The organism is Xanthobacter sp. ZOL 2024, assembly GCF_052932325.1.
In genome coordinates, this window is the sequence record NZ_CM128808.1 from 3,173,530 (window position 1) to 3,195,300 (window position 21,771).

The 21,771-nt window shown below is 67.8% G+C and carries 18 protein-coding genes, 4 tRNA genes and 1 riboswitch; of the genes, 12 read left to right on the top strand and 10 right to left on the bottom strand.

The features are described 5' to 3' along the window. Positions 1–13: 13 nt before the first annotated feature. Entirely contained in the window at positions 14–574 is a 561-nt protein-coding gene (rfbC, locus tag ACU4E7_RS14500; protein WP_238121694.1) for a dTDP-4-dehydrorhamnose 3,5-epimerase, read from the bottom strand. A gap of 143 nt (positions 575–717) precedes the next feature. Beyond that, positions 718–826: riboswitch (TPP riboswitch) on the top strand. Positions 827–899: 73 nt separating this feature from the next. Here rfbC and thiC point away from each other — a divergent pair. Both thiC and ACU4E7_RS14510 read left to right on the top strand, forming a co-directional pair. Next, positions 900–2,771 (top strand): phosphomethylpyrimidine synthase ThiC, encoded by a 1,872-nt coding sequence (thiC, locus tag ACU4E7_RS14505; RefSeq protein WP_447019254.1) that lies wholly within the window; start codon positions 900–902, stop codon positions 2,769–2,771. A 152-nt stretch (positions 2,772–2,923) separates the two neighbouring features. Continuing rightward, entirely contained in the window at positions 2,924–4,897 is a 1,974-nt protein-coding gene (locus tag ACU4E7_RS14510; RefSeq protein WP_447019255.1) for an FUSC family protein, read from the top strand. Between the two features lie 35 nt (positions 4,898–4,932). Here the strand turns inward: ACU4E7_RS14510 and ACU4E7_RS14515 are convergent, their stop codons facing one another. The 5 genes from ACU4E7_RS14515 to ACU4E7_RS14535 all read right to left on the bottom strand — a co-directional run bounded on the left by ACU4E7_RS14515 (position 4,933) and on the right by ACU4E7_RS14535 (position 10,058). Further along, complete coding sequence (locus tag ACU4E7_RS14515) at positions 4,933–5,931, bottom strand: aldo/keto reductase (RefSeq protein ID WP_447019256.1); 999 nt, start codon at positions 5,929–5,931, stop codon at positions 4,933–4,935. A 30-nt stretch (positions 5,932–5,961) separates the two neighbouring features. Continuing rightward, positions 5,962–6,840, bottom strand: a complete 879-nt coding sequence (locus ACU4E7_RS14520) for an NAD(P)-dependent oxidoreductase (protein WP_447021641.1) — start codon at positions 6,838–6,840, stop codon at positions 5,962–5,964. 195 nt (positions 6,841–7,035) lie between these two features. Then, the gene (locus ACU4E7_RS14525; RefSeq protein ID WP_447019257.1) at positions 7,036–8,397 is read right to left on the bottom strand and encodes a (Fe-S)-binding protein; all 1,362 of its coding nucleotides are present in this window, start codon (positions 8,395–8,397) and stop codon (positions 7,036–7,038) included. A gap of 58 nt (positions 8,398–8,455) precedes the next feature. Beyond that, on the bottom strand, positions 8,456–9,460 hold the full coding sequence (locus ACU4E7_RS14530) for an LLM class flavin-dependent oxidoreductase (protein ID WP_447019258.1): 1,005 nt from the start codon (positions 9,458–9,460) through the stop codon (positions 8,456–8,458). An 85-nt stretch (positions 9,461–9,545) separates the two neighbouring features. Continuing rightward, positions 9,546–10,058 carry a MerR family transcriptional regulator gene (locus ACU4E7_RS14535; protein ID WP_238122025.1) on the bottom strand — a complete coding sequence of 171 codons (513 nt, stop codon included), beginning with the start codon at positions 10,056–10,058 and terminating at the stop codon, positions 9,546–9,548. Between the two features lie 96 nt (positions 10,059–10,154). On the opposite strand from ACU4E7_RS14535, the gene ACU4E7_RS14540 reads away from it, so the two are divergent. Then, positions 10,155–12,419: a heavy metal translocating P-type ATPase gene (locus ACU4E7_RS14540; RefSeq protein WP_447019259.1), complete on the top strand. Its 2,265-nt coding sequence runs from the start codon at positions 10,155–10,157 to the stop codon at positions 12,417–12,419. Positions 12,420–12,428: 9 nt separating this feature from the next. Here ACU4E7_RS14540 and ACU4E7_RS14545 read toward each other — a convergent pair whose 3' ends face one another. Beyond that, positions 12,429–12,833, bottom strand: a complete 405-nt coding sequence (locus ACU4E7_RS14545) for an autotransporter outer membrane beta-barrel domain-containing protein (RefSeq protein WP_447019260.1) — start codon at positions 12,831–12,833, stop codon at positions 12,429–12,431. Positions 12,834–12,945: 112 nt separating this feature from the next. On the opposite strand from ACU4E7_RS14545, the gene ACU4E7_RS14550 reads away from it, so the two are divergent. After that, the gene (locus tag ACU4E7_RS14550) at positions 12,946–13,524 is read left to right on the top strand and encodes a recombinase family protein (RefSeq protein WP_447019261.1); all 579 of its coding nucleotides are present in this window, start codon (positions 12,946–12,948) and stop codon (positions 13,522–13,524) included. Positions 13,525–13,621: 97 nt separating this feature from the next. Here the strand turns inward: ACU4E7_RS14550 and ACU4E7_RS14555 are convergent. The 3 genes from ACU4E7_RS14555 to rlmB all read right to left on the bottom strand — a co-directional run bounded on the left by ACU4E7_RS14555 (position 13,622) and on the right by rlmB (position 16,721). Then, positions 13,622–13,696: transfer RNA gene (locus tag ACU4E7_RS14555), tRNA-Thr, on the bottom strand. A 190-nt stretch (positions 13,697–13,886) separates the two neighbouring features. After that, on the bottom strand, positions 13,887–15,554 hold the full coding sequence (locus ACU4E7_RS14560; protein ID WP_447019262.1) for an MFS transporter: 1,668 nt from the start codon (positions 15,552–15,554) through the stop codon (positions 13,887–13,889). A gap of 309 nt (positions 15,555–15,863) precedes the next feature. Further along, positions 15,864–16,721: a 23S rRNA (guanosine(2251)-2'-O)-methyltransferase RlmB gene (rlmB, locus tag ACU4E7_RS14565; RefSeq protein ID WP_447019263.1), complete on the bottom strand. Its 858-nt coding sequence runs from the start codon at positions 16,719–16,721 to the stop codon at positions 15,864–15,866. Between the two features lie 375 nt (positions 16,722–17,096). On the opposite strand from rlmB, the gene ACU4E7_RS14570 reads away from it, so the two are divergent. The 8 genes from ACU4E7_RS14570 (at position 17,097) to rplA (ending at position 21,585) form a co-directional block, all read left to right on the top strand. Then, a tRNA-Tyr gene (locus ACU4E7_RS14570) sits at positions 17,097–17,181 on the top strand. Between the two features lie 66 nt (positions 17,182–17,247). Then, positions 17,248–17,321: transfer RNA gene (locus ACU4E7_RS14575), tRNA-Gly, on the top strand. A gap of 131 nt (positions 17,322–17,452) precedes the next feature. Further along, positions 17,453–18,643, top strand: a complete 1,191-nt coding sequence (gene tuf / locus ACU4E7_RS14580; protein ID WP_238121703.1) for an elongation factor Tu — start codon at positions 17,453–17,455, stop codon at positions 18,641–18,643. A gap of 530 nt (positions 18,644–19,173) precedes the next feature. Then, positions 19,174–19,250 (top strand) — tRNA-Trp (locus ACU4E7_RS14585). A gap of 253 nt (positions 19,251–19,503) precedes the next feature. Continuing rightward, positions 19,504–19,701 carry a preprotein translocase subunit SecE gene (secE, locus tag ACU4E7_RS14590; RefSeq protein ID WP_238121704.1) on the top strand — a complete coding sequence of 66 codons (198 nt, stop codon included), beginning with the start codon at positions 19,504–19,506 and terminating at the stop codon, positions 19,699–19,701. An 18-nt stretch (positions 19,702–19,719) separates the two neighbouring features. Further along, positions 19,720–20,253: a transcription termination/antitermination protein NusG gene (gene nusG, locus ACU4E7_RS14595; RefSeq protein ID WP_238121705.1), complete on the top strand. Its 534-nt coding sequence runs from the start codon at positions 19,720–19,722 to the stop codon at positions 20,251–20,253. A gap of 178 nt (positions 20,254–20,431) precedes the next feature. Further along, a complete protein-coding gene (gene rplK / locus ACU4E7_RS14600) occupies positions 20,432–20,881 on the top strand; it encodes a 50S ribosomal protein L11 (RefSeq protein ID WP_238121706.1) in 450 nt (149 codons plus the stop codon). A gap of 5 nt (positions 20,882–20,886) precedes the next feature. Further along, on the top strand, positions 20,887–21,585 hold the full coding sequence (gene rplA / locus ACU4E7_RS14605) for a 50S ribosomal protein L1 (RefSeq protein WP_238121707.1): 699 nt from the start codon (positions 20,887–20,889) through the stop codon (positions 21,583–21,585). The last annotated feature ends 186 nt before the right edge of the window (positions 21,586–21,771 follow it).

The following is a 21,771-nucleotide window of genomic DNA, read 5'->3' on the forward strand; positions in this document are numbered from 1 at the left end:
CGGTGCGCGCGGCTCAGCCGTAGCGGAACAGCGGCGGCAGGTCCTTCAGCCGGGGATGCTTGCGGTCCTTGTCGGAAAGCACCACCTCCGCGGCGGCGACCGGCCAGGCGATGCCGATATCGGGATCGTCCCAGGCGACGCCGCCATCATCGGCGGCGCTGTAATAGTCGGTCACCTTGTAGACCACCTCGCAATTCTCCTCCAGCGTGCAGAACGCATGCAGGAAGCCGGGCGGAACCCACAATTGGGCGCCGGTGACCGCATCGAGGGTCACCGCCACGTGGCGGCCGAAGGTGGGGGAGCCATGGCGGATGTCCACGGCCACGTCGAAGATGGCGCCGCGCACCACGCGCACCAGCTTGCCCTGGGCGGTCGGGGGCTTCTGATAATGCAGGCCGCGCAGTGTGCCCTTCTGGGCCGAGAGTGAGTGGTTGTCCTGCACGAAGCCCATGTCGGCCACTTCGGCGCGGAAGGCGCGATCACTCCACGTCTCACTGAAAAAGCCGCGATGGTCCCCGAACCGCTTCGGTGTCACGAGCTTCACATCGGGAATGTCGAAGGTCTTCACGTCCATGAAATGTCCTCGCGCGCTGGCGGACGCGGCCCGGCGCGCCCGGCTTGTGTTTGAGCCCTGCACCGGCAATGGGTCAAGGCCCCGGACTTGGGCAGCTTCCCCTACGCCCACATTGACAAAGCCGCGCCAGCCCCTGACAGTTGCAGCGTTCCGAGGGGGGCCCCGAGTTCGGGGGCTGAGATTGGGCGCGCCGCCCTGACCCTTGAACCTGATCCGGCTCATACCGGCGGAGGGACGGGAACCTGCGGCATTCGCGCGTTGTCGCGCGCCGGCACCCAATCTGCCCCAATCGAGTGCGGATCGCTCGTGTCAGAGAGGATGCGCCATGAATACAGCCGTCGATCCGAACCAGTTGCACACGGGTGATCCCAAGACCGTCACCACCGGCCCCATCATGGGCTCGCGGAAGGTCTATGTGGAGGTCCCCGGCCAGGCCGATATACAGGTGCCCCTGCGCGAGATCGCCTTGTCCGATCCCGCCGAGGCCCCGGTGCGGGTCTATGATTCCTCCGGCCCGTATACGGAGTGCGATCCGCGCATCAATCTCGAACAGGGCATCCAGGGCCAGCGCGAGGCCTGGATCGCCAAGCGCGGCTATGAGGTGGTCACCCCTCGGGAGGTGAAGCCCGAGGACAACGGCTTTGCCGGCGACCGCCTGGTGGCGGCCTGTCCGGCCACGCGGGTGGTGCGCCGTGCCGCGCCGGGCCAGATGGTGACCCAATATGAGTTCGCCCGCGCCGGCATCATCACCGAGGAGATGATCTTCGCCGCGCACCGCGAGAACCTGTGCCGGGCCGAGCAGCTGGAGCGGGCTGAAGAAGCGCTGGCCCACGGCGAGACCTTTGGCGCCGAGGTGCCGGCCTTCGTGACCCCCGAGTTCGTGCGCTCCGAGATCGCGCGCGGGCGGGCCATCATCCCCGCCAACATCAACCACACCGAAATCGAGCCGATGATCATCGGCCGCAATTTCCTGGTGAAGATCAACGCCAACATCGGCAATTCGGCGGTCACCTCCTCCGCCGCCGATGAGGTGGAAAAGATGGTGTGGGCCATCCGCTGGGGCGCCGATACGGTGATGGACCTCTCCACCGGCCGCAACATCCACAACATCCGCTCGTGGATCGTGCGCAACTCGCCGGTGCCGATCGGCACGGTGCCCATCTATCAGGCGCTGGAGAAGGTGGGCGGCGATCCGCTCAAGCTCGATTGGGAGGTGTTCAAGGACACCCTCATCGAGCAGGCTGAGCAGGGCATCGACTATTTCACCATCCATGCCGGCGTGCGGCTCGCCCATGTGCCGCTGACCGCCCGGCGCACCACCGGCATCGTCAGCCGCGGCGGTTCCATCATGGCGCGCTGGTGCCTCGCCGGGCACCGGGAATCGTTCCTCTACGAGCGGTTCGACGAGATCTGCGACATCATGCGGGCCTATGACGTCTCCTTCTCTTTGGGCGACGGCCTGCGCCCCGGCTCCATCGCCGATGCCAACGATGCCGCCCAGTTCGCCGAGCTGGAGACCCTGGGCGAGCTCGCCACCGTGGCGTGGGACAAGGGCTGCCAGGTGATGATCGAGGGACCGGGCCACGTGCCCATGAACAAGATCAAGGCCAATATGGACAAGCAGCTCAAGGCCTGCGGCGAGGCGCCGTTCTACACCTTGGGCCCGCTCACCACCGATATCGCGCCTGGCTATGACCACATCACCTCGGGCATCGGCGCCGCCATGATCGGCTGGTTCGGCTGCGCCATGCTTTGTTATGTGACGCCCAAGGAGCACCTGGGCCTGCCCGACCGCGACGACGTGAAGACCGGCGTCATCACCTACAAGATCGCCGCCCACGCCGCCGATCTCGCCAAGGGCCACCCGGCGGCGCAGATCCGCGACGATGCGGTGAGCCGGGCCCGGTTCGATTTCCGCTGGCAGGACCAGTTCCACCTGGGCCTCGATCCGGACACGGCGCAGAAGTTCCACGACGAGACCCTGCCCAAGGACGCCCACAAGGTGGCGCACTTCTGCTCCATGTGTGGGCCGAAGTTCTGCTCCATGAAGATCACCCAGGAGCTGCGTGCCGAAGCCAAGGCCCTGGAAGGCATGGATCCGGCACTCACCGCCGATGTGGTGGCCGAGGGCATGCGGCAGAAATCGGAGGAGTTCCTGGCCGAGGGCGGCAAGCTCTATGTGAGCGCCGCCGAATAGGTGTGGTCCGCGTATTCGCGCGTGTGATGGCCCGGCTGGCTTGTGCCAGCCGGGTTTTTTGTGCTCATCCATGGGTGATTGCCCCGGCGCGGGGACAAGGCGCGTGGTTTCATATAACCTCTGGGTTCGGCTGCAGCGCGTAGAGGGCAGGGATGGACGCAGAACGGGCCGCCACGGCGGCGGAGGACAAGAGCCGCGGGTTTTCGCATCCGGGGTCATGGCTGAGGGAACTGGCGCGGAGCAAGCCGGCGCCGTGGCTCTGGGGCAAGGCGATTCGGGCGGCGTTCTGCATCGGTTTGCCGTTCTCCCTGGGCTATGCTTTCGATGCCACCACCACGGGCATGTGGGTGTCCCTGTCAGCGCTGATGATGACGGCGGGCGAGCCTGTCGGCGGCTACCGCTTCTCCGCCCGCTTCCTGGTGCTGTCCGGCGTCATCGGCGCGCTGGGCTTTCTGGCCGGCTATCTCACCGTTCTGCCCTGGGGCGCGGTGGTGGCGGCGATGGCCGTTCTCGGCGTGGTGGCGGGCCTGCTCAGCAGCTATGGCGCGGTCTGGTCCATTGGCGTCATGCAGGCTTTGCTGCTGGCCTCCATCGCCATCGGTGTTCCCGATATCGGGCCCTACTGGCGGCTGAGCCTGCTCTACCTCGTCGGCGTCGTGTTCTATGTGGCGGCGCTGGGCGTGCAGGCGCTGGTGGCGCGGGAGCGCCCGCAGCACCAGGCGACGACCGCGGCGCTGCGCGCGCTCGCGCAACTGGCCGCAGCGCTCGCCGGTGAGCGGGAGGACGCCAGCCGCGTGGAAGCCGCCCGCACACAGGTCACCGATGCCTATCGTGGCCTCACCACGGTGATGATGGAGGTGCAGTCGGGCAATGTCGGCCGCAGCAGCGCCGCCGATCATCTGGCGGTGCTGGTGCAGCGCTGCGACGCGGTGTTCGCCGCGCTGATGGCCACCGCCGATCGCACCACGCTACTCCGTGCGCGTGACGTGCTGCTTGCCGGTGCCGCGGGCGATGACGGTGCGCGCCGTACCGGCGGCGATCGGTTGATTGCGGCGGCGGAGGATCTGGTGGAGGCCGTGGTCGGCCGGGCGGATGGCGGGCCGGTGGCGACCCCTTCCGGCGCCCCGGCCCGACACGATTGGAGCGGCTGGCTGGGTCGGCTCGCGCCCGGCGCCGATGCGGTGCGTGCGGCGCTGGCGCTGGGCCTGTGCATGGGCCTCGCCTATGCGGCGCACTGGCTGGATCGCGAAAACCACTGGTTCTGGATTCCGCTGACCGTCGCGCTCGTGATGAAGCCGGATCTGGGCTCCATCTTCGCCCGGGCCGTGCTGCGTACCGTCGGCACCATGGGAGGCGCGGCGCTCGGGGTGGCGGCCCTGCTGTTGGTGCCCAAGGGCCAGGGCATCGTGCTGGTGCTGGCGCTGTTCGCGGCGGTGCTGCCCTGGGCCAAGCGCTATTCCTATGTGGTGCAGGCGGTGGCGCTGACGCCGCTGGTGCTGCTGCTGGTGGACATTATCGAACCCGGGCCGCGCAACGTGGATTATGCCGTGCAGCGCGTTGTGGACACCGCGATCGGTGGCCTTATCGTTCTGGTGTTCGGCTATTTCCTATGGCCCCGCACCCAATCCCGGCATCTGGCCAAGACCTTCCAGGGCGCGAAGAGTGCGTTGGCTGATTATCTGCGCGCCGCCTGCGCGCTGAAGCCGGCGGCCTCGGCGGCGGGCCTCGCCGCATATCGCTGGCAGGCCTATGGCCAGCTGGCGGACATGCGGGGCCACCTGCGCACGGCGGCCATGGAGCCGCCGCCCGCAAGCACCGAGGCGGCCGCCTGGTTTCCGCTGATTGCCGTGGCCGAGCGGATCTGCGATCACGTGACCACCTATGCCGGGGGCGGGTGGCCCGCCCCGCCGCCCGACGACGCGGCCGCCTTGGAGGCGCTTGCCGTCTATGTGGCGGCGACACCGGCGGAGCGCGCGGGCCTGCCACTGCCGCCGCGCCCCACATCCCCCGCCGCCGCGGTGCTCGCCGATGCCATTGGCGAGGAGCTGGCCCACATGGCCCGGCTGCAGGAGGACAATGGGGAAGTGCTGGGCCGGGCCTTCCGCCTGGTGGACCAGAGCCATTGAGGGCGCCGCCCCGCCTGATGTGGGGCGGCTGAGCCTCAGGGGGTGCCGGCGGGGCGCCGGGTGGGCGGCGCCATGAAGGCCGGGGAGACAGGATCGGTCACCGTGCGGGCCAGGATGGTGTCGATCTCAGCCTTGGTGTCGGCGTCGATATGGAAGCCGTCCACGTCACCCACCGGGTCCAACTGGCCGGGGTGGCGGGCACCCCACAAGGCGATGGTCGGTCCCTGGTCCAGCACCCAGCGCAGGGCCAGTGCCAGCACCGATTTGCCATAGCGCACCTTGGCCAGCGCCTTCAGCTCCTCCACCGCCGCGAGATATTGGGCAAAGCGCGGCGGGGTGAACTTGGGGTCCACCTTGCGCAGGTCGTCGCCCTCGAAGGTGGTGGTGGCGCTCATGCGACCGGAGAGCAAACCCCGGCACAACGCGCCATAGCTGAGCACGGTGAGGCCGGTGCGCGTCGCATAGGGCAGCACATCCGCCTCAATCTCCCGCTCGAACAGATTGTAAGGCGGTTGCACCGCATCGAGCTGCGCCACCGCGCGGAAGGCCTCCATCTGCGCCGGCGCGTAATTGGAGACGCCGATGGCGCGGATCTTCCCCTCCTGGCGCAGGGCGTCCAGGGTGCGGGCGGTGTCCTCGAACGGCGTCTCGAGGTCCGGCCAGTGCACCTGATAAAGGTCGATGACATCGGTGCCGAGCCGGCGCAGGGAGTCTTCGATTTCCTGGCGGATGCGGGCCGGCCGGCTGTCGCGGAACACCTTGCCGTCGGCCCAGGCAAGGCCGACCTTGGTGGCGATCTGCACCTTGTCCCTGAGCCCGCCGGTGAGCGCCTTGCCGACGATCTCTTCCGAACGGCCGAAGCCATAGACCGGGGCGGTGTCGATCAAGGTGATGCCGCGCTCCACGGCGGAGCGGATGGTGGCGATGGCGTCCTTCTCGTCGGAGCCGCCCCACATCCAGCCGCCGATGGCCCAGGTGCCGAGGCCGATGCGGGAGGTGGCGAGGCCGCTGGTGCCGATCTCGATTTGCTCCATGGCAATGTCTCCTTGTGGGTCAGGACGGGATCAGGGTTGCCCGGAATCGCGGGCGGCGAGGCGGCCGATTGCGGACCAGTCCTGATCGGCGCCGCCGGTGGCGAGCAGGGTGAGGAAGCGGTCGCGCAGCAGGCTCGCCAGAGGCAGCGGCACTTCCAGCGCCTCGGCGGCGGCGAGCGCCAGCTTGATGTCCTTGAGGCCGAGCGGCGCGGCAAAGCCCACCGGCGCGTCGCCGGGCTCCGCCAGCAGGCGGCCGTAATTCTTGTAGACCGGCGCGCCGAACAAGGTGGTGGTGAGCAGCTCCAGATATTGGGTCTTGTCGAGCCCCGCCTTGCCCACCAGCGCCATCGCCTCGCCGAGGGATTCGATGACGCAGGCGATGAGGAAATTGCCGGAAAGCTTGATGAGATTGGCGCGGCTCGGCTCCTGCGCCACCACGAAGGTCTTCTGGCCCATTGCGTCGAGCAGCGGCTGGGCTGCATCGAGCGCCGCTGTCGCGCCGGCGGCCACCACGAACAGGTTGCCCGCGGCCGCCACGTCGGGCCGGCCGAACACCGGGGCGGAGAGATAGAGCTGGCCGGCGGCCGCGTGGGCGGCGGCGAGCCGCTCCGACAAGGCGACGGAGATGGTGCTGGCGGAGACGTGCACGGCGCCCTTGGGCAAAGTGGCGAGCAGCCCTTCGGCGCCGAACACCACCTCTTCGGCGGCCGCATCGTGGGCCAACATGGTCACCACCGCGGCGCCCCGGCAGGCATCGGCGACGGTGGCGGCGCGGTGCGCCCCCTCGGCCACCAGGGCCTCGGCCTTGGCCGGGGTGCGGTTGAAGACGGTGACGGTATGGCCGGCCTTCATGAGGTTGCGGGCCATGCCCGAACCCATCTGGCCCAACCCGATGAACCCGACCTGCAATCCAATCTGCATGGGCTGCATCCTCTCCGGCTGTGGTCCCAAGCGCCGCCGGCACGGCCACCGCCGACGCAATCGGGGGCACCATGGTCCGGGGCGGCCGATCCATCAAATGGATTGTGGAGATGGGACTCATCGCCATCCGGCATGGATCACCGGCGCTGGCCACTCACGGCAAGTGCCTGACGCAGCGAGAGTTCAGCGCAGCGGATGGGCAAGGGCGTCCTGGAGCAGGAGGGCAATGTGGCGGGCCTTGCGGCCGGTGCCGTGCTCGATCTGGTGGCGGCAGGAAAAGCCGTTGGCGATCAGCGGGGTCTCGTCGCCGGCGGCGCGCACGGCTGGCAAGAGCGCCAGCTCTGCCATCCGCATGGAGGCGTCATAATGCTCCGCCTCCAGGCCGAACGATCCGGCCATGCCGCAGCAGCTGGTCTCGACGATGTCGTAGGAGAAGCCGGGGATCCAGGACAGCACCTTGCGGGTCGCCTTCATCACCCCGAAGGCTTTCTGGTGGCAGTGGCCGTGCAGCAGGGCCCGGGGCAGGTCGAGGGGCTTTAGATCCAGCCGCAGGCCCTTGTTCTGATGTTCGCGGGAGAGGAACTCCTCCAGCAGATAGAGCTGTTTGCCCAGATCCCCCACCTGCGGGCCGAGGCCCAGGCTGTAGAGCTCGTCGCGCAGCGATAGCAGGCAGGAGGGTTCGAGGCCGATGATGGGGGTCTTGGCGGCGATCTCGTTCCGGAAGGCGGCGAGCACGCGCTTCGCTTCGCCGCGGGCCTTCTCCACCATGCCGGTGGTGAGATAGGTGCGCCCGCAGCACAGGGACCGGTCGGGTTCGGCATCGTCGGCGGCGGGGCGGGCGATGCGCACACGATAGCCGGCGGTCTCCAGCACGTTCTGGGCGGCGGCCGCCACTTCCGGATCGAAATGGTGGCAGAAGGTGTCCACGAACAGGATCACCTCGCCCCGCGGCGCCGCGTCGGCGGCGAGGGTCGGGGTCGGGGTGAACGGGCGGGCGCTGGGCTCGGGAATGGGCCGGCGGGCGGTGATGCCGAGCCACCTTTCGGCCACCCCGGCGGCGAGCCGCCAGCGGTTGCGCAGACGGATGGCGGCGCGCAGCAGGCGGCGATGCCGGCCGGTCCATTCCGGCACCCCGCCGAACAGGCGGGTGCGGGTGGGCACGCCTTTGATCTCGTGCCGCTGGGCGAGGTATTCGGTCTTGATGAGCGTCATATCCACGGCGCTCGGGCATTCCTTCTTGCAGGCCTTGCACGACACGCACAGGTCCATGGCCGCATCGAGCCGGGGATCGGCGAAGGCGGTGGCGCCGGAGCCGTCGTTGAGGGCGGCCTTGAAGGCGGCCACCCGCGCCTCGGTGGAATGGGCCGTGTCGCCGGTGATGCGGTACGACGGGCACATCACTCCTTTGCCGGTATTGCGACAATCGCGGCTGTGCATGCACACCGCCACCGCCTTGGCGTAATTGCCTCCGGTTGCAGGAATTCCGGAGTAGGCATCGCCAATGCCGTAGGTGTCGTAAGCCGACCAGTCGAGGAATGTCTTCATGCCGCACGCTCCCGCCGACGCGCGCAAGCAAGAAGCACGCCGGCGGGAGGGGGAAAGCCTACACTGGCGGGGTCACCCCGGTGTCGAGGCCGAGGCCGGCGATGATCTCGAACGCGCGCAGCCGCAGGATGGGGTCGTAGATGTCCGACACCACCATCACCTCATCCACCCCGGTCTCGGCGATGAAGGCGGAGAGGCCTTCGCGCACGGTCGCGGGGCCGCCCACCACGGTGCGCGCCAGCATGCGCATGGCCTGGGCCTTTTCCATGGGGCTCCAATAGGTCTCGATGTCGTCGATGGGCGGCTGGCTGAGGCCGCGGGCGCCGCGGAAGATGTTGGTGAAGGACATCTGCTGGGTGGTGGCGAGCCGGCGGGCCTCCGCATCGCTCTCCGCGGCGATCACGTTGATGCCGGCCATGGCATAGGGCTTGTCCAGCACCGCCGAGGGCTTGAAGCGCTCGCGATAGACCGCCAGCGCGTCCATCAGCTGGTCCGGCGCGAAATGGGAGGCGAAGGCGTAGGGCAGGCCGAGCTCGCCGGCGAGATAGGCGCCGAAGGTGGAGGAGCCGAGGATCCACAATGGCACGTCGGTGCCTGCCGCCGGCACCGCCTGCAGGGTCTGGCCGGGCTGGACGGGCTGGAAATAGGCCTGCAGCTCCAGCACGTCCTGGGGGAAGCGCTCGGCATCGGCATAGGAGCGGCGCAGGGCGCGCAGGGTGGTCTGGTCAGTGCCCGGTGCGCGGCCGAGGCCGAGATCGATGCGGCCGGGAAACAGGCGGGCCAGGGTGCCGAACTGCTCGGCGATGACCATGGGCGCATGGTTGGGCAGCATGATGCCCCCGGCGCCCACGCGGATGGTGTGTGTGCCGGCGGCGATATGGCCGATCACCACCGAGGTGGCGGCGGAGGCGATACCCGGCATGTTGTGATGCTCCGCCACCCAGAAGCGGCGATAGCCCCACTTTTCGGCATGGGCGGCGAGGTCACGGGCATTGTCGAGGGCGTCGCGGGCATCGGCATCAATGCGCACCCGCACCAGATCGAGGATGGACAGAGCAGCCATGGATAAGCCTTGAGTTCGTCGCGACAGGTGCGGCCTGTCGCGTGGGGAGGGGTGACGGTGCCGGGACCGGCGTCTCGCGAATGGGTCAGCGCGGCGCTCGCCGTTTCGGCGTCGCCTGCGGTGGTCGGGTCTGAGGCGCGTGGGGCGGCGGCGCGGGGCGCTCATCCGTCTCCGTGTGGAAACGGCAGTGGGTGTGATCGGCCAGGGTTTCGATCACCCGGCAGTCGCCGATGCGGCCGTGGTCGCAGGCGCGCACCATGAGGTCGAGCTCCGCCTCCAGGGCCTTCAGCGCGGCGATGCGCCGGCGCACCTCGGTGAGCCGCGCGCGGGCGATGGCGTCCACCTCGGCGCACGACTGGTCGGGATGGCCCTGCAACTGCAGCAGGGCGCGGATGGCATCGAGGTCGAAGCCCAGCTCACGGGCATGGCGGATGAAGGCGAGCCGCTGCACCTGCGCCGTATCGTAGAGCCGGCGGTTGCCGTCGGTGCGCGGCAGAGGCGGCAACAGGCCCGCCTCTTCGTAGAAGCGGATGGTGGGCACTTTCACCCCGCTGGCCCGGGCTGCCGCGCCGATGGACAGAAGATCGCAGGGGGGAATGCTCTCGGCAGGGGACACGGGGCTTGCTCCTCTAGTCACTAGAGGATTTAGGGTGCCCTTGGTGAGAATGAAAGGCAGTGCGAGGAAGGTTTCGTCATGACCGCTCCGCAGGTTCAGAGCCGGTTCCGTGTCACGGGCATGGATTGCGCCGCGTGCGCCACTAAAATCGAGGGTGTGGCCCGGCGCATCGACGGCGTCGACGAGGTGAATGTCTCGGTCACCGCCGGCACCCTGGTGATCCGCCACACGGCGGAGGCAGACCTGTCGGTTCTCGCCCCGCGCCTGAAGCCCATGGGCTATGAGATCGCGCCCGCCGCCTCCGGCGCCGCGCCGGCCGAAAAAGCGTCCTGCTGCGGCCATGACCATGATCATCACACGCATGACCCCGCTCACGACCATCCCGGCTATGATCATGCGAACCATGATCACGCGGCGCATGATCATTCGGGCCACGACCACGGGGCGGAAGAGGCCGAGACGGCGCCGGGCAGCTTCTGGCGCAGCGCCAAGGCGCGCCTGACGCTGGCGAGTGGCGCCGCCCTGGGGGGCGCCTTCATCGCCGGGCTGGTGCTGCCGCAGTTGCAGGGCGGTGCGCACAATGCCCTGTTCATCGCCGCCATGCTGGTGGGCCTCGTGCCCATCGCCCGCCGGGCCTTCGCGGCGGCGATGAACGGCATGCCCTTCACCATCGAGATGCTGATGACCGTGGCCGCCCTCGGCGCCGTGGTGCTGGGCGCGGCCGAAGAGGCGGCGGCGGTGGTGTTCCTGTTCCTGGTGGGCGAACTCTTGGAAGGGGTGGCGGCCGGCCGCGCCCGCGACGGCATCCGCGCCCTCACCGCTCTGGTGCCCAAGACCGCCCTGGTGGAGCGGGATGGCGCCTTGAAGGAGGTGCCCGCCGAGCGCCTCGCCGTGGGCGAGGTGGTGCATGTGCGCCCCGGCGAGAGGGTGCCGGCCGATGGGCTGATCCTGGCCGGCGAGAGCGGCATCGATGAAAGCCCCGTCACCGGCGAGAGCGTGCCGGTCCTCAAGGGGCCCGGCGCTTCGGTATTCGCCGGCACGGTGAATGGCGAGGCGGCGCTGTCCGTGCGCGTGACCGCCGCGGCCGCCGACAACACCATTGCCCGGGTGGTTAAGCTGGTGGAGGAAGCGCAGGAGGCGCGCGCGCCCACCGAGCGCTTCATCGATCGTTTCGCCCGCTATTACACCCCCGCCGTGGTGGTGGTGGCGGCGCTGGTGGCGGTGGTGCCGCCCGTGGCCTTCGGCGGCAGCTGGGATGAGTGGGTCTATAAGGGCCTCGCCATCCTGCTCATCGGCTGCCCGTGCGCCCTCGTCATCTCCACCCCGGCGGCCATCGCCGCCGGCCTGTCCGCCGGTGCCCGGCGCGGCCTGCTGCTGAAGGGCGGCGCGGTGCTGGAACAGGTGGGTAAGGTGAATGTGGTGTGCCTCGACAAGACCGGCACCCTCACCGCCGGCCGGCCGCAGGTCACCGACATCATCCCCCTCGCATGGAGCGAAGCGGAGGTGCTGGCGGGCGCGGCGGCGCTGGAGACCGGCTCCACCCATCCCCTCGCCACCGCCATTCTGGACCGCGCCGCCGCCGACGGCCTGCAATTGGCGCCCGCGACCGATGCGCGGGCGCTGGGCGGCAAGGGTGTGAGCGCGCAGGTGGCGGGGCGCACGCTGTTCCTCGGCTCCCCGGCCAGCGTCGCCGACATGGTGCCGCTTGGCGCGGCGCTGGACGCGCGCATTGCGGAGCTCAATGATGCGGGAAAGACGGTGTCGCTGCTGGTGGCCGATGGGGCCATCGCCGGCGCCATCGCGCTGCGCGACGAGCCGCGCGCCGATGCCTTGGAGGGGCTCAAGGCGCTGAAGGCCTTGGGGATCCGCACCCTCATGCTGACCGGCGACAATGTGCGCACCGCCACCGCCGTGGGCGAGGCTCTGGGGATCGAGGTCAAGGCCGGCCTCCTGCCGCAGGACAAGCAGAAGATCGTCAATGATCTGAAAGCCACCGGCGCGGTGGTGGCCAAGGTGGGCGACGGCATCAATGACGCACCGGCGCTGGCCGCCGCCGACGTGGGCATCGCCATGGGCGGCGGCACCGACGTGGCGCTGGAGACGGCGGATGCGGCGGTGCTGCACAGCCGGGTGAAGGACATTGCCGCCATGGTCGCCCTGTCGCGGCGGACCATGGGCAATATCCGCCAGAACATCACCATCGCCCTGGGGCTGAAGGCGGTGTTCCTGGTGACCACCATTGCCGGCATCACCGGCCTCTGGCCAGCCATCCTGGCCGACACCGGCGCCACCGTGCTGGTGACCGCCAATGCCCTGCGCCTGCTGGCGCAGCCGGCGCGCTGAGCGGCCGGCTCAGAACTGCAGCGTGAAGCCGCCCTCCACCGCGTTGATGGTGGTGCCGGCGGCCAACTGGCCGGAATAGGTCAGCCGCAGGCTGGCGGTCGCGCTGGGGCGCAGCCGAATGCCGGCCTCTACCAAGGCGGCATCTTCGGCAACGGGGGCGCCGGCGACGGTGAATGGGGCCAGCCCCGCCCCGAAGCCGAGGGTGGCCACCGGCTCCACATCGCCGAAGGCGTGCTGCCAGGCGAGCAGCCCCACCACCTCTACCGGCAGGCCCCACAGGGGGAGGGGCACGGCGGCGCGTGCCCCCAGGGTGGAAGAGGTGACGCCGGTCTGGCCGCCGAAGCCATGCAGCGCCGCCACGCCGCCCGTTTCCTGGAACGCGGACATGTCCACGTTCACATAGGCAAGCCCCATTGGACACGTCCGCTGCGGCGCCTAACGGGCGTCCAATAGGGTGCTGTTGACAATTTGGACGTGACGCCGTTCAATGCCTAGACCCTATTGGACGTTTAGGCGGGAGGCGAGCATGTCGGGCGCACTGGTGGGATACGGACGGACCCCAACCACCGAGCAAGAGGCAGGTCTTGAGGCGCAGCGCCGTGACCTCGTTGGGGCCGGATGCGGAAAAGTCTATCTGGAGCGCGCCTCTGCCGTGCGCGAGCGGGCCATACTCCGCCAGGCCCTCGACTGCGTGCGCGAGGGCGACACCCTCGTCATTACCAAGATCGACCGCCTTGCGCGATCCACGGTCAACCTTTGGGAGATTGTGCGCGACCTCGATGCCAAGGGCGTTGGTCTTCGGGTGCTTAACCTGGGTGGGGAGGTGGTGGACACGCGCAGTGCCACCGGCCGCTTGATCCTGACGATCTTTGCGGGCTTCGCTCAATTCGAGCGGGAGATGATGTTGGAGCGCCAGCGCGAAGGCATTGCCAAGGCGAAGGCGGAAGGAAAGTACGCCGGACGCAAGCCCACCGCGCGGGCCAAGTCTGCCGAAGCCCTGAAGCTGCACGCGCAAGGCAAGACACCCACCGAGATTGCGAAAGCCCTCGGAATCGGCCGCGCCTCAGTCTACCGGATCATCGACGCTGATGCCCCTGCCGATTGAGCCGTGAACGCCTTTTCGGTGGCGACACAGATCTATTTGGAGCGTTGGCGCCTGTTGTGCAGAATAAAAATACACACATAAAATCAATAGCTTATGATGGTGCCGGCTGAGGGGATCGAACCCCCGACCTTCGGTTTACAAAACCGCTGCACTACCGCTGTGCTAAGCCGGCATTCCGGTGAGCCAGGCTGGCCTCGGATCGTCCAAAGCTCTAGCAGCGGTGCCCGGCGGGAACAAGACCGGGACTGGCGTGTCCCATGGTGGTTCACGTCCCATGGCCGGTCATGTCTCACCGACAGATGAAAACGGCCCCGCGCGGGGCGGGGCCGTTTCCGGAACAGGTCAGACCGGCGCTGCGGCTGTCAGTGCCAGTGATCGATGTTGCGATCCTTGGTCTCCGGCACGAACAGGAGGCCGATGACGAAGGTCATCAGCGCGATCACGATTGGGTACCACAGGCCGTAGTAGATATCGCCGGTGGCGGCCACCATGGCGAAGGAGGTGGCCGGCAGCAGGCCGCCGAACCAGCCGTTGCCGATGTGATAGGGCAGCGACATGGAGGTGTAGCGGATGCGGGCAGGGAAGAGCTCCACCAGCGCCGCCGCGATCGGCCCGTAGACCATGGTCACGAACAGCACCAGGATGAACAGCAGTCCGATCACCGCCGCCACCTGTGGGCGGAAGATGTCGAACGGATGCGCCATCTTCACGACCTCTTTATTGGTGGCGGTGGTGGGATAGCCCGCCGCCTGCAGGGCGGCGCTGGCGGTCTTGGCGAAGTCGGGCCCGTAGGGCACCACCTCATTGTTGATCCTCAACTCTACCGGCGTGCCGGCGGGGGCCGCGGTGGTGGCGTACTTCACGCCCGCTTTCGCCAGGAAGTCACGGGCGAGATCGCACGGCGCCGAATAGATGCGGGTGCCCACCGGATTGAAGAGGGAGCCGCATTCGCCGGGACTGGCCACCACGCTCACCCGCACCGTCTGCACCGCCCGTTCCAGCGGCGGATTGGCATAGGTGGTGATGAGGTTGAACAGCGGGAAATAGCTCGCCGCCGCCACCAGGCAGCCGGCCAGGATGATGGGCTTGCGGCCGATCTTGTCCGACAGCCAGCCAAAGAACACGAAGAAGCCCGTGCCGAACACCAGCGACCACGCGATCAGCAGGTTGGAGGTATAACCGTCCACCTTCAGAATGCTCTGCAGGAAGAACAGGGCGTAGAACTGGCCCGTGTACCAGACGACGCCCTGGCCGGCGACGAGGCCGAACAGGGCGATCAGCACGATCTTGAGGTTGCCCCAATGGCCGAACGCCTCCGACAGCGGCGCCTTGGACGTGGTGCCTTCTTCCTTCATGCGCTTGAAGGTCGGTGATTCGGACAGTTGCAGTCGGATCCACACCGAGACGCCCAGCAGCAGCACCGACACCAGGAATGGCACGCGCCAGCCCCAGGTGCGGAATGCTTCCTCTCCGGTCAGCGTGCGGGTGAACAGGATGACGATCAGCGACAGGAACAGGCCGAGGGTGGCCGTGGTCTGGATCCACGAGGTGTAGAAGCCGCGCCGCCCATGGGGGGCGTGTTCGGCCACATAGGTGGCGGCGCCACCATATTCGCCGCCGAGGGCCAAGCCCTGCAGCAGGCGCAGCGCGATCAGGATGACCGGTGCGGCGATGCCGATGGAGGCGGCATTGGGCAGGATGCCGACGATGAAGGTCGACAGGCCCATGATCAGAATGGTGACGAGGAAGGTGTATTTGCGCCCGACGAGATCCCCCAGCCGGCCGAAGACCAGCGCGCCGAAGGGGCGAACCAGAAAGCCGGCGGCGAAGGCCAGCAATGCGAAGATGTCACGGGTGCCCGGCGGATAGGCCGAGAAGAATTGCGCGCCGATGATGGCGGCCAGTGACCCGTAAAGATAAAAATCATACCACTCAAAGACGGTGCCCAGTGACGAGGCGAAGATGACCTTCTTCTCCTCGCGGGTCATGGGGCGCGGCGGTGCGGCCGCTGTCGCGGTCGTGATGCTCATGGACATGTCCTCCCACGTCGGTACCACGCGCATCTTTCGGCGCGAGGCTTGAGCCAGGCTGTGCACTGCCGCAGCGGGCCGACGTCGGGCCATGTCAATACATCCGCGCGCCACGAGGGCGCCGGTGACGGGGCGTTCCTCAGTTGGCTCACCTTTCCACTATTTTGGCGTGTGGTTCGGCGGCGCAGGGCGCTTTTGCGCCTGGTCACCATTCTGGCGAAAGAATGGCGCTACGACGATAGTCTATTGGTCTTAGGTGCAATGCCGCAACGGGAGGGTGGCGGTATCGTGGGGGCGCTTGTGCGCCTCTCAGCGGCTTCGCAGGGCCTGGCGCGCCATGCCGAGGGACAGGGCGGCGGCATTGGAGACGTTGAGGCTCTTGATGACGCCGGGCAGATCGATTCGCGCCAGCACATCGCATGTCTCGCGGGTGAGCTGACGCAGACCCTTGCCCTCGGCGCCCAGCACGAGGGCGAGGGGCGCCCGCAGGGGCGTGTCAGCGAGATCGGCCGCGCCCTCGCTGTCGAGCCCCACCACCAGCATGCCGTTGTCCTTGAGCTCGTTGAGGGCGCGGGCGAGATTCTGCACCAGGCAGATGGGCACATGCTCAAGCCCGCCGGACGCGCTCTTGGCGAGCACGCCGGTGGCGGCGGGGCTGTGCCGCGCGGTGGTGACGATGGCGGAGACCGCGAACGCCGCCGCCGAGCGCACGATGGCCCCCACATTGTGGGGGTCGGTGATCTGGTCGAGCACCAGCACCAGGTCGGTCTTGGCGATGTCCTTGAGCCGGGGGGAGGGCAGGTGGTCCACCTCCGCCAGCAGCCCCTGGTGCACCGCATCGGGCCCGAGCAGCTTGTCGATCTCCGAAGGCCGCACGATCTCGGGCGCGACGGGCAGCGGGAGGTTGGATTCGGCCAGGCGGTTCACCGCATTCTCGGTGGCGAGGATCTTGCGGAAGCGGCGCTGCGGATTGGCGAGCGCCTCGGCCACTGTGTGCCAACCATAGAGCAGGGCGACATCGTCCTCGCCCGCCCAGGTCGGGGCCCCGCCCTTGCCGGAACGACCACGGCCGCCGGGCGCGGCGTGGGGCTTGCCGCCGAACTTGCCGGCAAACGGGCGGCGGCCGCCAGGGCCACGCGGGGGGCGGGGAGACGATGGATCGGACATGAGCGAGGCTTTGTCAGAGCCGGGCGCACGGCGCAAGAGGGCAGAGGCAAAGAGGGCAGAGGCAAAGAGGGCAGACGCGAGAGGGCCCATGCCGGTGGGCCGGGGCGACTGCGTCGTTGACGCTTCCCGCCTGCGTGCCGGCAGCAGGCCAGGAGCCTTCCGGCGTCGTCCACAGGCTTCTCCACCGGCGGCGATTTGCGGTTGACTTGCGGCCGGCTGGCTTACATAAAGCCGCTCCTCGGACGGCGGTTTGAGCCAGCTCGTCGCCGTCCCAGCCAGTGCCCGCTCCTTGCGAGATCGCGGTTGCGACACACTGGCTCACATAGCGGAGTTGCAGTGGAGTGGCCTTTGGCCCATCCAATGCGATGACGGGGCGGAGGGGTGCCCGAGTGGTTAAAGGGGACGGACTGTAAATCCGTTGGCTCTGCCTACGTTGGTTCGAATCCAACCCCCTCCACCACCCGTCAATCCGAAAGACAGAAGCCGGGGCGACGAGCGTTCGGTTTCGGGCCTCGTTCCCGGTTAAGCGGGTGTAGCTCAATGGTAGAGCAGCAGCCTTCCAAGCTGAATACGAGGGTTCGATTCCCTTCACCCGCTCCATTCTTTTCCTGATTCGCGCGATAGGCGCAGGCCCGGCGACGCGGGGCTCTTGCATCCGCGCGCGAAACCACCTATCCCACGGCGGCTTTTTTTGCGGCCCGCGCGGGCGCCCGACCGAGTGAGAGAGAACGATGGCCAAAGAGAAGTTTAACCGTTCGAAGCCGCACTGCAACATCGGCACCATTGGTCACGTTGACCATGGCAAGACCTCGCTGACCGCTGCGATCACCAAGGTTCTGGCCGAGACCGGCGGCGCCACCTTCACCGCCTACGACCAGATCGACAAGGCGCCGGAAGAGAAGGCCCGCGGCATCACCATCTCCACCGCCCACGTGGAGTATGAGACCCAGAACCGCCACTACGCGCACGTCGACTGCCCCGGGCACGCCGACTATGTGAAGAACATGATCACCGGTGCGGCCCAGATGGACGGCGCGATCCTGGTGGTGTCCGCCGCCGACGGTCCCATGCCGCAGACCCGCGAGCACATCCTGCTCGCCCGTCAGGTCGGCGTGCCGGCCCTGGTGGTGTTCCTGAACAAGTGCGACATGGTCGACGATCCGGAGCTGCTGGAGCTGGTCGAGATGGAGGTGCGTGAGCTCCTCTCCAAGTACGACTTCCCCGGCGACGACATCCCGATCGTGCGCGGCTCGGCCCTGGTGGCCCTCGAGAACGGCGACCCCGTGCTCGGCCGTGACGCCGTCCTGGAGCTCATGACCCAGGTCGACGCCTACATCCCGCAGCCGGAGCGTCCGGTGGACCTGCCGTTCCTGATGCCGATCGAGGACGTGTTCTCGATCTCCGGCCGTGGCACCGTTGTGACCGGTCGCGTGGAGCGCGGCATCATCAAGGTCGGCGAGGAAGTGGAAATCGTCGGCATCCGTCCCACCGTGAAGACCACGGTGACCGGCGTCGAAATGTTCCGCAAGCTGCTCGACCAGGGTCAGGCCGGTGACAACGTCGGCATCCTGCTGCGTGGCACCAAGCGCGAGGACGTGGAGCGCGGCCAGGTGGTGTGCAAGCCCGGCTCGGTGAAGCCCCACACCAAGTTCAAGGCCGAAGCCTACATCCTGACCAAGGAAGAGGGCGGTCGTCACACCCCGTTCTTCACCAACTACCGCCCGCAGTTCTACTTCCGCACCACGGACGTGACCGGCGTGTGCACCCTGCCGGAAGGCACCGAGATGGTGATGCCCGGCGATAACGTGTCCATGGACGTGGCGCTGATCGTGCCGATCGCCATGGAAGAGAAGCTGCGCTTCGCCATCCGTGAAGGCGGTCGTACCGTCGGCGCCGGCGTGGTGGCCTCCATCATCGAGTGAGGCCTCGCGGTGGGCCTCCGGTTGACCTTTGGCATTGGGAAGGGGCGGCGCCTGTGCGCCGCCCTTTTCTTTTGCGGCGGTGTTTCGCTGGCGGCGCCGGCCGCGGCGGAGACGCGCTGCCCGGAGCGGCCATCCTGCCAGGGCTGCGGCTGCAAGGGCGGGCCGGGCTATCGTGGTCCGGACGGGCGATGTGTCAGTTTCAAGAATCTGGAGCGGGTGTGCGGCCAGCCGCCGGGCCCGCCCTGTGTGTTCGAGAATGCGCCCGGAACGGGGGCGAATCGCGCCTGTACCCTGGGTGAGGCCGATGCCGCGACCTCGCCGCGCCGCCGGCCGGCCGTCCCGGCGCCTTGAGTGGCGCGACTTTGCCGGCGCGCGCCTGGGGATGGCGCCGATGCGGCGACGCGATCCCCTTTACAGGCGATCCGCATCCCTCTAAAGACACGTCACCGATGCGCTGGGTCGCTTCCCGGCGCGGTGGGCTTTACCCTCGAATGCAGCGCCTTACAGGCCGCGCAGACGAGGGCCGGCCTAGGAGTGTAGCTCAACTGGTTAGAGCACCGGTCTCCAAAACCGGGGGTTGGGGGTTCGAGTCCCTCCACTCCTGCCATTTTCCGGAACACGGTTCCGGTGGGTGGTGGGCAGCGCGGCGGTTCAGGGAATGATCCACGCCCGGGGCATTGGCCCGCGATCGGATCGATTTTCCTTCAACCCGGTTCGGTTCAGCGTTCGCGGCCTTCCGAAATCGGGCCCTGAGGGCTATTGGGTTTGGCGAAGGTGTGCGGCGCAATCGGGCCTGCCACCATCGAACAGGGAGAGGTGGCGGTCACCGGGGCATGCCTCAAGGAACCGTCCTGTGGCACATGGCGAAGAACAGTCCTGTCGAGTTCTTTCAGCAGGTCCGTGCCGAAACGGCGAAGGTGACCTGGCCGAGCCGGCGCGAGACGCTGATCACCACGGCCATGGTGTTCGCCATGGTGTTTCTCGCCGCCATCTTTTTCCTGGTCGTCGATCAGGTCATTCGTTTTGGCGTCTCCACGCTCCTCACTCTTGGGCAGTGAGGCGGAAGGGAGGCAACCATGGCGAAGCGCTGGTACATCGTTCACGCTTATTCCAACTTCGAGAAGAAGGTCGCCGACTCGATTCGCGAGCAGGCGGAGCAGCGGGGTCTCACCGATCTGTTCGAACAGATCATGGTGCCGACCGAAAAGGTGGTGGAGGTGCGCCGCGGCCGGAAGGTCGATACGGAGCGCAAGTTCTTCCCCGGCTATGTGCTGGTGAAGATGGACCTCACCGACGAGGCCTTCCATCTCATCAAGAACACCCCGAAGGTCACCGGCTTCCTGGGTGCCGACAACAAGCCCATGCCGATCTCCGAGGGCGAGGCCATGCGCATCCTGCAGCAGGTGCAGGAAGGCATTGAGCGGCCGAAGCCCTCTATCTCGTTCGAGGTGGGCGAGACGGTGAAGGTCGCCGATGGTCCGTTCGCGTCCTTCAACGGCATCGTGGAAGAGGTGGACGACACCCGCTCGCGTCTCAAGGTGGCGGTGTCCATCTTCGGTCGCGCGACGCCGGTGGAGCTCGAATTCAATCAGGTTGAGAAGGTCGCCTGATCCGGTTTCGGCCGTGCTTCGGCGCGGCTGGATGCGGCGCAAGCCGCAAGTCGGCGTCCCTTCGGGGGTGCCAGCGTGGGAGGGGATGGCGCGTCTCGCCAAGCGCGCCGCGAACCGCACCACGCATCCCTGCCGCGCTGGCTTCTGCCGGCGTCTGGCTTAGTTGGGAGAAGTTGAAATGGCGAAGAAAATTGCAGGTTTCATCAAGCTGCAGGTGCCCGCCGGCAGCGCCAATCCGGCCCCGCCGATTGGTCCCGCGCTGGGTCAGCGCGGTCTCAACATCATGGAGTTCTGCAAGGCGTTCAACGCGCAGACCGCCCAGATGGAAAAGGGCATGCCCATCCCGGTGGTGATCACCGCCTACCAGGATCGTTCCTTCACCTTCGAGATGAAGACCCCGCCGGTCTCCTACTTCCTGAAGAAGGCCGCTGGCCTCGACACCAAGAAGAAGCCCGGCTCCGGTTCGAAGACCCCCGGCAAGGGCGGCTTCGCCGGCAAGGTCACCCGCGCTCAGCTCGCGGAGATCGCCGAGAAGAAGATGAAGGATCTGAACTGCGACTCCGTCGAGGCGGCCGTTCAGATGATCGAAGGTTCGGCCCGGTCCATGGGCCTTGAGGTTCAGGGGTGAGCGCCATGGCAAATCAGGGCAAGCGCATCCGTGCCGCGCATGAAGGCATCGACCACGTCAAGCTCTACGGGCTCGACGAGGCCATCGCGCTCCTGAAGGAGCGGTCCACCGCCAAGTTCGACGAGACCATCGAGGTCGCGATGAACCTCGGCGTCGATCCCCGCCACGCGGACCAGATGGTGCGTGGCGTGTGCAACCTGCCGAACGGCTCCGGCCGGACCGTGCGGGTGGCCGTGTTCGCCCGTGGCGCCAAGGCCGACGAGGCCAAGGCGGCGGGCGCCGACATCGTGGGCGCCGAGGACCTGCTGGAGACCATCCAGGGCGGCACCATCGATTTCGACCGCTGCATCGCCACCCCGGACCTGATGCCGCTGGTCGGTCGTCTGGGTAAGGTGCTCGGCCCGCGCGGCCTGATGCCGAACCCCAAGGTCGGCACCGTCACTATGGACGTGAAGGGCGCCGTTGGCGCTGCCAAGGGCGGCGCGGTGGAGTTCCGCGTGGAGAAGGCCGGCATCATCCACGCCGGCGTGGGCAAGGCCTCCTTCTCCACCGAGAAGCTCGCCGAGAACATCCGCGCTTTCGCGGATGCGGTGGTCAAGGCCAAGCCGACCGGCGCCAAGGGCACCTATGTGCAGCGCATTGCCGTGTCGTCCACCATGGGCCCGGGCATCAAGGTGGAGCCCTCCACCGTCCTGACCGCCTGATCGGCACACCAAGTCGGACCTGAGGCCGCAGCGTTCCATGCGCTGCGGCCTCGGTCGTTTGATCGGCGTGCCGGGCCTTCGCGCCGGGCACGCGCCGTCGCCGCACCGAGAGGGGCGGGCGACGGTTAGCGAAAAATGTGCCAAGGGACGTGACAAGCGGGGTCCGAGGCATTATATGGGCTGTTT